The sequence below is a fragment of the Pseudomonadota bacterium genome (assembly GCA_026388315.1).
Taxonomy (GTDB): Bacteria; Desulfobacterota; Syntrophorhabdia; order Syntrophorhabdales; family Syntrophorhabdaceae; genus MWEV01.
Genome location: JAPLKA010000090.1, coordinates 56378 through 67094 on the forward strand (window position 1 = coordinate 56378; position 10717 = coordinate 67094).

13 protein-coding genes and 1 pseudogene are annotated in these 10717 nt (G+C 43.4%); all 14 read right to left on the reverse strand.

Translation table 11 applies throughout. From position 1 onward, the window contains the following. Window positions 1-45: 45 nt before the first annotated feature. Complete coding sequence (locus NTX75_13120; GenBank protein MCX5817156.1) at window positions 46-192, reverse strand: DUF5989 family protein; 147 nt, start codon at window positions 190-192, stop codon at window positions 46-48. Between the two features lie 68 nt (window positions 193-260). Further along, the gene (locus NTX75_13125) at window positions 261-2123 is read right to left on the reverse strand and encodes a carbamoyltransferase (protein ID MCX5817157.1); all 1863 of its coding nucleotides are present in this window, start codon (window positions 2121-2123) and stop codon (window positions 261-263) included. Between the two features lie 17 nt (window positions 2124-2140). Then, entirely contained in the window at window positions 2141-2584 is a 444-nt protein-coding gene (locus NTX75_13130; protein ID MCX5817158.1) for an NADH-quinone oxidoreductase subunit I, read from the reverse strand. A gap of 109 nt (window positions 2585-2693) precedes the next feature. Next, on the reverse strand, window positions 2694-3674 hold the full coding sequence (gene nuoH, locus NTX75_13135; GenBank protein MCX5817159.1) for an NADH-quinone oxidoreductase subunit NuoH: 981 nt from the start codon (window positions 3672-3674) through the stop codon (window positions 2694-2696). Between the two features lie 130 nt (window positions 3675-3804). Then, window positions 3805-4926, reverse strand: coding sequence for an NADH-quinone oxidoreductase subunit D (locus tag NTX75_13140; GenBank protein ID MCX5817160.1), 1122 nt, complete (start codon window positions 4924-4926; stop codon window positions 3805-3807). A 39-nt stretch (window positions 4927-4965) separates the two neighbouring features. Further along, window positions 4966-5379: pseudogene (locus NTX75_13145) on the reverse strand (NADH-quinone oxidoreductase subunit C). Next, window positions 5373-5864: an NADH-quinone oxidoreductase subunit NuoB gene (gene nuoB / locus NTX75_13150; protein ID MCX5817161.1), complete on the reverse strand. Its 492-nt coding sequence runs from the start codon at window positions 5862-5864 to the stop codon at window positions 5373-5375. The pseudogene NTX75_13145 and the gene nuoB overlap by 7 nt, the downstream one beginning before the upstream one ends. Next, window positions 5843-6223: an NADH-quinone oxidoreductase subunit A gene (locus tag NTX75_13155; GenBank protein MCX5817162.1), complete on the reverse strand. Its 381-nt coding sequence runs from the start codon at window positions 6221-6223 to the stop codon at window positions 5843-5845. The genes nuoB and NTX75_13155 overlap by 22 nt, the downstream gene beginning before the upstream one ends. Before the next feature lie 197 nt (window positions 6224-6420). Then, a complete protein-coding gene (locus tag NTX75_13160; protein MCX5817163.1) occupies window positions 6421-7521 on the reverse strand; it encodes a lytic transglycosylase domain-containing protein in 1101 nt (366 codons plus the stop codon). After that, window positions 7518-7742: a hypothetical protein gene (locus NTX75_13165; protein ID MCX5817164.1), complete on the reverse strand. Its 225-nt coding sequence runs from the start codon at window positions 7740-7742 to the stop codon at window positions 7518-7520. The genes NTX75_13160 and NTX75_13165 overlap by 4 nt, the downstream gene beginning before the upstream one ends. After that, window positions 7729-8301 (reverse strand): DedA family protein, encoded by a 573-nt coding sequence (locus NTX75_13170; GenBank protein MCX5817165.1) that lies wholly within the window; start codon window positions 8299-8301, stop codon window positions 7729-7731. Before NTX75_13170 ends, NTX75_13165 begins: the two co-directional genes overlap by 14 nt. A 58-nt stretch (window positions 8302-8359) precedes the next feature. After that, window positions 8360-9067, reverse strand: a complete 708-nt coding sequence (locus tag NTX75_13175; GenBank protein MCX5817166.1) for a twin-arginine translocase subunit TatC — start codon at window positions 9065-9067, stop codon at window positions 8360-8362. After that, the gene (locus tag NTX75_13180; GenBank protein ID MCX5817167.1) at window positions 9037-9660 is read right to left on the reverse strand and encodes a DUF502 domain-containing protein; all 624 of its coding nucleotides are present in this window, start codon (window positions 9658-9660) and stop codon (window positions 9037-9039) included. Before NTX75_13180 ends, NTX75_13175 begins: the two co-directional genes overlap by 31 nt. Window positions 9661-9730: 70 nt before the next feature. After that, a partial coding sequence (locus NTX75_13185; GenBank protein MCX5817168.1) for a hypothetical protein occupies window positions 9731-10717 on the reverse strand: 987 nt, incomplete at its 5' end.

The window sequence follows — 10717 nt, forward strand, 5'->3', positions numbered from 1 at the left end:
ACCGATCAAAACCTCCGTATCTCCGCAGTTACCATTCCTAAAATTCTAAAACAGCGTGTAAATAAATGGCGCTATTGCCGAACCGCTGAAAATAATAAGCAGGCTGAACAAAAGCAATAGAATGATAATCGGTAATAACCACCATTTCTTTCTTTCCTTTAAAAAGTTCCAGAGATCTTTTAAAAAAGACATCTATACCCCCGCACAGTGCATCATTTGCTGCCTTTGCCGCAATAGAAATATGCCGGTATACCAAGTCTCTAATCGATTCCATGTAAATCCTTCGCCTCGAGCTTCTCCGGCCATTCCGGCTGTTTCTCTTTGTCAAAGAGATGGTTGCCCATAACAAGAAAATCCATTTCGGTGCGCATAAAACACCTGTATGCGTCTTCCGGGGTGCACACGATAGGCTCTCCTCTGACATTAAAACTTGTATTCACAATGACTCCATAGCCGGTTTTCTCTTTAAATCTTTTAATCAACTGCCGGTAAAGAGGGTTCGTATCCCCGTGAACCGTCTGGAGCCTTGCGGAATAGTCAATATGGGTGACTGCGGGGAGATCTGAGCGGAGATAGTACAGTTTGTCTCTCCACGGCAATGAATGGTAGCCATCAGGTAGCGCCCTTCTTCTGTCTTTTTTGATGTCAGCAATGAGAAGCATGTATGGTGAGGGTTTGGTGAAATCAAAGTAGTCGCCTAAATCTTCAATCAGTACAGAGGGGGCAAACGGTCGGAAGCCTTCCCTGAATTTTATTTTCAAATTCAGTTTTTTCTGGACGTCAGGTTTTCGAGCATCCGCAATAATGCTCCTGTTTCCCAGCGCCCTTGGTCCCCACTCCATTTTTCCCTGAAACCATCCGATGACCTTCCCTTCCTCCAAGAGTTCTGCCACTCTCAGACACAATGCATCAACATCATCGAGGTACTCTGAAAACCCCTTGTATTTTTTTCTGATGGCCTGTATATCGTGGTCGGTAAATTGCGGCCCTAAAAATGAGCCCTTCATCTTATCGTCTTTATCGTTTGCATTGCGGGGCTTATCAAAATAGATATGGTATGCACAATAAGCCGCACCGAGGGCTCCGCCTGCGTCACCTGCAGCGGGCTGAATCCATATTTCATCAAACAAACCTGTGTTTAACAATTTCCCGTTGGCAACGCAGTTTAACGCCACGCCGCCGGCAAGGCAGAGATGTCTGGACCCTGTAAGCCTTTTCGCCTCGGCGGCCATCTTTATCACTGTTTCTTCAGTCACCCTCTGGATGGCAAGCGCCAGGTCGCAGTGTTCCGCCAGAAGCTCACCTTCCGGTTTGCGGGGAGAAATCCCGAATAGCTCTGTCCATTTCTCGTCATTAGCCATCCGCAGACCTGTTGCATAATCGAAATAGTCCTGGTTAAGCCATATCGATCCATCATCTCTTATGTCTACAAGGCGGCCTTTGATGATTTCCATATAACGCTCAACACGTTCAGAAAATGGGTCGCCGTAAGGTGCAAGCCCCATGAGTTTATATTCACCGGAATTAACCTTAAAGCCCAGGTAATAGGTAAACGCAGAGTATAAAAGGCCCACAGAGTGAGGGAATTTCAGTTCTTTCAGAATTTTAATACTGTTGCCTTTTCCATGGCATATAGAGGCCGTTGCCCATTCTCCCACACCGTCGATAGTTAAAATTGCTGATTCCTCAAATGGTGAAGGGAAAAATGCACTTCCGGCATGAGACAGGTGATGTTCCGGAAACAATAACCTGAACTTATTTTTATCAAACCCTTCTATCGCTGAAAGTTCATCGTTAATAAGATTTTTGAGCATCACCTTTTCTTTGATCCATACCGGGATTGCCGACATAAAAGATGTTATTCCTTTTGGCGCGAAGGCATAGTATGTTTCCAGCAACCGCTCAAATTTAAGAAGCGGCTTATCATAAAAGACTACCGCATCGAGTTCATCCACGGCAATCCCCTCTTGGGTAAGGCAGTACCGCACTGCATGCGAAGGAAAAGACGGATCGTGTTTCTTTCTTGTAAAACGCTCTTCCTGTGCTGCAGCAAGGATCTCATCATCCTTTAAGACTGCCGCAGCCGAATCATGATAATAAGCTGAAATTCCCAATATATACATTCCTTACCAAATAGTATTTATTTTCTCTTTTCAAATTCCTTAACAAGGTCGTAATAAAAATCTTCCCTCCTGTATCCTACAGGATTATAGTCCGCCGAAAAGGCAAGGGCGTCCACAGGGCATGTCTCCACGCATAGCCCGCATTGGCTGCATGTGGTAAAATCAAGGATGTATTCTGTGGCGGTCTTTTTCTTCTCGCCTTCCATTTTTTCGCCTGTAACCCTCTTGATCGATTTAGAGGGGCAATTCCTTTCACACATGCCGCAGACAATGCACTTTGTCCTTTCAGGGTTTTCTTCGTCTGCCACGAGCTTTGTGTGACCCCTGAAACGCGGGGTAATGTTTATTGTCTGCCTCGGGTACTGCACAGTGACAACAGGACTGAAAAATGCCCTGATGGTCACGCCCATGCCGACAAGCAGCGAAACAGCGCCTTTGACAATATCCACAACATAGGTCATTCTCTTGCACCCCTCGCTGTGAGCTCTGAGCTGCTGTTTTGAGGTTTATTGCTACCCGCGATTTTTAGCTGATAGCTGATAGCTGATAGCTGATAGCTGTTTTTATGCATCATAACTTAAGTATCCCTCCTGTAATAATTAGATTTACAAGAGAAACGGGTATCAGTATCTTCCAGGAGAAATTCAGGAGCTGATCGAACCGCACCCTGGGGAATGTCCAGCGAAACCACATAATCACAAAGACAAGGAGATATGTTTTTATAAAAAACCAGACAATGCCCGGCAGCACAGGTCCGAGATAGCCGCCAAGAAAAAACACCGTCGCAATAGCACTTACAATCATGATGTTCGTATATTCGGCAAGAAAAAAGAGGGCAAATCTCATACCGGAGTATTCTGTATGAAATCCTGCAACAAGTTCGCTCTCCGCCTCCGGTAAATCAAAGGGTGTTCTGTTTGTCTCTGCTACACATGAAATGAAAAATATGAGAAAGGCAAAAGGCTGAAATACGACAAACCATACACTTTTTTGTGCCTCAACAATGTCTTTGAGAGAAAGTGAATTTACCATAAAAACAACTGCAAGCAGTGAAAGGAGCAGCGGGATCTCGTAAGCAATATTCTGGGCAACACTCCGTATGGCGCCTATAAGGGCATATTTATTGTTTGAGCCCCAGCCTGCGATCAGTATGGAAAGCACTGAAAGGGAAGAAAAGGCAAGGATGACAAGGATTCCGACATTGATATCCTTCACCTGGAGATATGAATCAAAGGGAATCACTACAAAAGATACAAGTACAGGGACAAATATCAAGATTGGGGCAAGAAAATAGAGCGGCCTGTCTACATTTGCCGGTGTGAGCAGTTCCTTGCCGAGCAGTTTGAGGCCGTCTGCAATGGGCTGGATGAGGCCGAAAGGACCCACTTCTTTGGGGCCTATCCTTCTTTGCATACGCCCGCTGACCTTACGCTCAACCCATGTAAGCAGCAGGGCGTTGACCACAACGATGATAAGCACCCCGACAAGACCGATAATTGTCCTTGCCGTCTCTTTTCCGATGATACTTATTATATTGTTTAATTCATTCATGTTTAAGCTTTAAGCTGTCAGTTATCAGCCTTGCTCCCTTTTAAAATTCATAATTCATCATTCTTAATTCTTAATTGCCTTTTTATCTTCCCACCTTCCCAACTTCCTGTCTTCCCAACTTCTGTCCTTTTCACCTGTCTATCTCCGGAATCACAAGATCATAGCTTCCGAGGGTTGCAATTGCATCGGCAATGAGTGTGCCCTGAGCAAGCTCCGGAAATGTCATCAGGTTCGAGAATGAAGGCACCCTCCATCTCATTCTGTATGGCTTATCGCTCTCATCGCTCACAATATAGACACCAAGCTCGCCCCGCGGAGATTCCACAGTGTGATATATATCGCCCTTGGGCGGTTTCAGCTTCTTCGGCACCTTCTCTGCCTTAAACGGTCCTGACGGGAGCTTTTCAATGGCCTCTTCAATAATATTCAGGCTTATTTCCATCTCTTTTATGCGGACCATATAGCGGTCCATGTTATCACCGGTTTTGCCGGTTGGAATCTCAAAACCGACCCTGTCATACGCCGCATAGGGTTCGACCTTCCTCATGTCGAAGGGAATGCCTGTACTCCTGATGATCGGCCCGGAACATCCGTATTTAGGCACCTCGCTTTGTTCGAGAATACCTATGCCTTTAACCCTGTTAACAAAGATTACGTTGCCTGTGACAAGTTTTTCATACATCCCGAAACGACCCCGCAAATGCTTTATGAACTGTCTTACGGCACCGATAAATGTGTCGTCGATATCGTTGTAAAGCCCTCCAAAACGAAAATAACAATATGTGAGCCTCGAACCGGCCACAGCCTCAAGTATGTCGAGGATGTGTTCTCTGTCTTGAAAGGTATAAAGAAAGGGCGTCAGTCCGCCCAGGTCTGCGACGAATGCGCCGACCCAGAGGAGATGGCTTGAAATCCTGTTCAATTCAGCGGTAATGGTCCGTATATACTGAGCTCGCTCCGGCACTTCGATGTTGCAAAGTTTTTCAACGGTTGTCACATAACCGAGATTGAAATTGAGCGCACCGAGATAATCCATCCTTGGCGGGTTGGGTAGAAACTGCAGATAGCTTCTGTTCTCAGCCATCTTTTCATGCATCCTGTGGAGATAGCCCAGCACAGGTTCAGCACTGATGATGTATTCACCGTCCATTTTGACGATAATCCGCAATACTCCATGCGTGCTCGGATGCTGCGGGCCAAGGTTTATAAAAAATCCGTCATCCTGTTCGTCTGGAGCGAACGGGCTAAGCAGTCGCTTATCATTTTCTGTTACGGGCACCGTATTCTTGCGAAGGGGATAATGGTCTATACCATCATGGAGAAACAGATATGACAGCCCCGGATGTCCCTCAAACAGCACGCCGAAAAATTCATGCATCTCCCGCTCGTACCAGCGGGCCATTGTGTAGATATGGGATATTGTCGGCGCTGCAGGATTGTCAGGCTCGACTTTTAATGTTGTTTTAATGCGGCATAATGAATTATGGTGATTGAAAAAATAGACAAGCTCAAGGTAATCCACATAATCCACACAGCACATATCTTCAAGATAGAAGCCCTTTCTTTCGAAAAACTCTACAATAGATACAAGGCTGCCTTTTACTGCATCTACTGATAGATGATAACCTCTTTCAGCATATGAAATTTCATATGCGTCAACATCTTTCAAGGTGTTTTTAATGTCTTCGAAAATCCTTTTTACCATTTCGGTTCCGGTTTCGGGAAGCGTCTTGTTCCCGTAATTTTTTCTTCGAGTTTCATAAGCCCCTCGAGCAGTCCTTCCGGCCTCGGAGGGCATCCGGGTATATAAACATCAACGGGTATGAGTTTATCAACACCTTCGATAATGTTGTACTGGCCTTCAAATGCAAAGGGACCGCCTGATATGGCACAATTGCCCATTGCTATTACCCATTTGGGCGACGGCATCTGCTCGTAAAGGGTAACTACTGTAGGCGCCATCTTTTTTGTCACCGTCCCGTTCACAATCATCAGATCCGCCTGTCTGGGGCTCGGTCTGAATACCTCTGCACCGAAGCGCGCAATATCGAAACGCGCCATGGCGGCTGCCATCATCTCAATGGCGCAGCAGGCAAGGCCGAAGGTCATAGGCCAGATAGAGTTTGCCCTTGCGAGATTGAGAAACTTGTCAGCAATGGCAAGTTGTATTATAGGAGCTTTCGTTTCCAGGTAAAGACCCCCTTTCCCCACGCATAGACGATTGCGAAGGCAAGTATAAGGACAAAAATCAACAGGGAGTAGAACTCGTACATCTTCCCGCCCCTTGTATAGCTTAATGCCACAGGAAACAGATAGAGTATATCCACATCAAAAGCTATGAATATAAGCGCATAAACGTAATATACGACGGTATGGCGTGTCCATGCGCTGCCGAAAGGCGGTATGCCGCATTCATAGGTGGCAAAGGTGTTTTTACCAGTGGTGCGGGGTGCGATCAGATATGAAATCACAACCGGCGAGAGGGTGAACACAACAGCCACCACTGAAAAAATAAGCACAGGATAAAAATCTTCAAGTGTGTTCATCATAATGAGTAATACATATTTCTATATTTGACTAATACTTGTCAATATAAAAAAGCATAGATTGTTCTTTTTTTCACGATTAACGCTGATTTACTCGTAATTATTGAGTTTTTTGAGAAATGTCTCCTGTTTCTCACAGGGGACATTGATGTTATAGAGCCATTACTTGTCAATATAAAAAAGTATAGATTGCTCTATTTTTAACGATTAACGCTGATATATGGGTAATTCTTGAGTTTTTTGAGAAATGTCTCCTGTTTCTCATTGGGGACATTGATGCTATAAACCCCTTTCGGCAGTCTGTATTTTCTAATGTGTAGGTTGTAGTCTCTGAATATCTTATAAGGTACATCCATGCATTTGGCGAGTATTGAAGTGTGGATTTCCCTGTCCGTTTCCAGCAATACTTCGTGGATAAGAATGGGCTTGTATAAATCCTTCCCACTCAGATTCAGCCCATATCTTTCTTTGTTTAATACAATCTCTTTAAGAGATAAGATTCTGAATATGTATCTTTCCGTTTCTTCCGGAAGGTAAAGCTCAAAGAAATCCCGTGTCCCCTGGTTTTCAATGGCTTCCCTCAGCCTTCCTGCACCTGCATTGTAGGCTGCCATGGCAATCAGCCAGTCACCAAACTCCCCGTGAAGCCTTTTCAGGTGGGTCAAAGCTGATTTCGTTGCCTTCTTCATATTGTACCGCTCATCGATGTTGTCGTTTATATATAAGCCTTCCCGTTTCCCTGTCTCCTTTATAAACTGCCACATGCCTGCCGCATTTGCCTTGGAGAGCGACCTTGGGTTTAAATAACTTTCTGTGATCACCAGGTATATGAGGTCCGACGGGAGACCCATCTTCTGCGTTTCTTCGTTTATCATGTTTGAATATTTAAAATACCTCTTAATGATGATCGTCAGCAATCCTTTATTCTCGAGGAATTGAAAAAATTCCCGTTCGAATCTTTCCCTTATGTCATCCCTGAGCAGGGGTATTTTTTTGTCACAGAGCACGAGTGCATCGGGCAAACCATCCAAATTATAAATCTCAATTTCTCTTTTAAGTCTCGTCACCTCCGCTTCCAGATCCGAAACCTTTTTTTCTAAAGGTACGCTCTTTTTTTGAGTCACCTGAGCTTCTGCCGGCAAGGCAAAGATAAAGAGTAATATTACAATTATCAGGCACTTGAAGTATTCAAGGGTTCGAGGGTTCGAGGGTTCAAGGGTTCGAGGGTTTTTAATTAACCCCTTGGCCCCTGATTTTCCGGCCCCTTGGCCCCTTGGCCCCTTGGCCCCTGATTTTTTCATATCCCTTCCTTCACCATCCGGCTCACCATAGTTACCCTGTTATTCATGCGATTCATGAGATTTTTTATGTCTATTTGCATTGAGCTGAGATTTTCGTACCTCTTTTTGTATATTAATTCGAGTTCCTTTTTCCAGTGTTCAACAATCTCGGCTTCCCTCTTATCCATCTCAATGTCAAACTTCCTTTTTAAATCTCTGACAACCTTTTCATTGATCTCCATATGACTTCTCCTTCTCTTTCACAATATGCCTGTATATTACTATAAGAACCATAACGCCAATGAGTACGGCTGGAATGATGTATTCTTCGTACTTTTTGATATCGCTTACAAATACGTACACAACTTTTCCAAAGACATATCCTGTTACAGATACCAGAATACTCCATAGTGCCGAGTTTACCATATTAAACAAGAGAAACTTGCTCAATTTGATATTCGTGCAACCCAGCAATAAGAGGACTATTGCCCTTATACCTACAAGAAATCTGATAATAAATATGATAAAATGTCCATACTTTTTGATTATTTTGTTTGCCAGAGGGACCTTGCTCCTTAAAAATTCATACTTTTCTATAATATTTTTCCCGAATATCCTTCCAATTGAAAAAAAAGTGCAATCGCCGGCAAAAGTCCCCAGAAAAGCCCACAAAATTACCTTTTCAATGTTCATATACCCCAGTTTAGAAAAAATCCCACCCAGGAGAACTGTTGTTTCACCCTCCAGGAAGGTACCGACAAAAATTCCTATGTATCCATATTTAGCTATATAAGCTTCCATAATCCCTCAATCCCTCAATTCAAAATTCCACAATTCTATATACATTAATGCCCCATGGTCAATAAACATTTTCCCTCTTCTTCTCTCCTATCTTCATAATGATGATACTTATTTCATACAGAATATAAGTCGGGACAGCAAGGAGCATCATATTATACACATCCGGTGTGGGGGTTATGATCGCTGATGCAATGGTGATAAACAGTATTGCAAACCTCCTCGTTTTTGTCAGGGTCCTTGCCTTTACAATGCCCATTTTATTGAGAGCAATGAGAATAACAGGCACTTCAAAGGTCATGCCGAAGGCAAAAATCATGGCCGAAGAGAATTTTATAAACTGTTCAACGGATATCATCGCCTTCAGGACATCCCCCTCATAACCAAGGAGGAATGTTACGCCTGATTGTAACACTATGAAATAGCAGAAAAGGCTCCCCGTATAAAAAAGTACTATCGAGAAAACAACAAAAAGCCACCCCTCTGATGCTTTTAGCTTAACAAAACCTTTAAATTCGTGCCACACGAGAATAATCAGTACGGGCAGTGAAAAGAAGACGCCCCCATAGATCGCAAGCTCAACAGATGAAAAGAAGACCTCCGGAAAGGTAAAATAATAAACCTTTATATGAACAGTCTTCAAAAGCAGGTTTAAAATGCTTTTGAAAAACATAAAACAGACTATGCTGGAAAATGTGACAACGATCAGCCCTTTAAGGGAAAATCTTTTCAGACTTGTCAGAATGTGGAGGAGTTTTTCTCTTTCCATTCAAGCTCAACCTTTAACGTACCGAGAGAAACGACGTATTTAATGGCATCATCAATAGGTATATCCAGAAATATTACCTCTCCTTCAGGTATCATAATGAGGTAACCCGATGTGGGATTGGGCGTTGTAGGAATAAAAACAGAACAAAACATGCCCTTTTCGCTGTTCTGTATGCGGTTCGTGATGAACCCTATGGCATAGCGTCCTTTAAAGGGAAATTCCACAAGGACAACCTCTTTGAAAGACTTCATCTTATCAGATGAAAAGGCATCCATCATATCTTTAACGGAACTGTATATACCTTTTACAAAAGGAATCTTCTTCAACATCTTCTCGCCAAACAAAAGAAGTCTTTTCCCGATAAAGTTCGATGCCGCTACGCCCGTCAAATAAGTAATAATGATGAACAGGACGAGACCTGCTCCGGGGATATAAAGCTCTTTTCCGGTTATATTCAAAGTTATGTTTTTCATGATCGGCGAAATGGCCGTATCAGCAAATGATACAACAATATAGATAATATATATTGTTACCAGGATAGGGATGAGGACAAAGAGGCCTGTAAAAAATGTCTTTTTTATCTGTGTTATCATGGCAGGATGTGCCTAATAGTATAATTGAAGGGGAGCAAAGTCAAACATTTTGCAAAATTGCAAATCAGGCTCAAGCATCCGGTGCATGGAAAAACCTTCCCACATCCTCGCACAATTTTTCAGGCAGCATAACGCTTATCGGCTCGGAAAGAAGGGCCTGGAAAAAGTTCAGGTCAGGGGCAAAGTCCCTCATATTAAGGAACGTCCTCGGTATTATCCTGAAATGGCATGAAAAGTATCTCTGGCTTTCCGGTCCAAAAAAGAGTGATGCATTAAAACTGAAAATCCCCGTTGATTGATAGTACTTAAAAATCCTCAGCACCCCGGATACAAGCTCATATATATGCACATCCGTGAAATCGTCGAGGGCAAAAACATCAGGAAAAATACACATAATCTCACCGAGTATTCCAAGCGATACAAATGACGTTATCCAGTGAGAGCTGCCTATACGGCCGATATAACGCTTATCTTCCGTTTGTTCTTCCTTTATAAGCTCTGACCAGTAGTTTATCGTATGCGTTTCATGGAATTGTCCTGAAGCTTTAATCTCATCCATAAACTGGTTTCCAGGATATTCTGTTGCGAAGTACTGCTGATGAGGGTGAACCAGCCCTCCACCTGAAGGAGGCATATAATTCCAGCTCATCACGTGATAAGGGAGCCCCGGATTGATCGATTTTATCCTCCTCAAAAAGTCGATACCAAGGGTAAACGCATCAATCAACCTTTTTTCATCTAACTGTTCCAGCGGAACTACATGGTCATCGGTCATTATCATTATCCCGCTATACATATCATAGGGAAACAGATTCGGTATAAGGGTTGCCTCGTTTCTTGTCACCCTTCCTTCAGGCAAAATTTCTTTTAAAAATTTCGGGGTAGTTTTTTCCCGGTTTTCTTTACAAAAGGGACAAAACCCTTTTACCTCAGGTTTCAAATAGTCTTCCAGCGGAAGTTTTTGCTGCCTCACAGCGCCAAAGTGCGAAAAATGCCCTGTCCTTCCGGTCAGAGGGTCAACACGAACCTGAAACTTCTCGGTAACCGGTGTAAAACC

Excerpts from the sequence above, each read along its gene's own strand:
- NTX75_13120 (MCX5817156.1), bottom strand. The coding sequence starts at position 192 with ATGTCTTTTTTAAAAGATCTCTGGAACTTTTTAAAGGAAAGAAAGAAA.
- NTX75_13125 (MCX5817157.1), bottom strand. The coding sequence starts at position 2,123 with ATGTATATATTGGGAATTTCAGCTTATTATCATGATTCGGCTGCGGCA.
- NTX75_13130 (MCX5817158.1), bottom strand. The coding sequence starts at position 2,584 with ATGACCTATGTTGTGGATATTGTCAAAGGCGCTGTTTCGCTGCTTGTC.
- nuoH (MCX5817159.1), bottom strand. The coding sequence starts at position 3,674 with ATGAATGAATTAAACAATATAATAAGTATCATCGGAAAAGAGACGGCA.
- NTX75_13155 (MCX5817162.1), bottom strand. The coding sequence starts at position 6,223 with ATGATGAACACACTTGAAGATTTTTATCCTGTGCTTATTTTTTCAGTG.
- NTX75_13160 (MCX5817163.1), bottom strand. The coding sequence starts at position 7,521 with ATGAAAAAATCAGGGGCCAAGGGGCCAAGGGGCCAAGGGGCCGGAAAA.
- NTX75_13165 (MCX5817164.1), bottom strand. The coding sequence starts at position 7,742 with ATGGAGATCAATGAAAAGGTTGTCAGAGATTTAAAAAGGAAGTTTGAC.
- NTX75_13170 (MCX5817165.1), bottom strand. The coding sequence starts at position 8,301 with ATGGAAGCTTATATAGCTAAATATGGATACATAGGAATTTTTGTCGGT.
- NTX75_13175 (MCX5817166.1), bottom strand. The coding sequence starts at position 9,067 with ATGGAAAGAGAAAAACTCCTCCACATTCTGACAAGTCTGAAAAGATTT.
- NTX75_13180 (MCX5817167.1), bottom strand. The coding sequence starts at position 9,660 with ATGATAACACAGATAAAAAAGACATTTTTTACAGGCCTCTTTGTCCTC.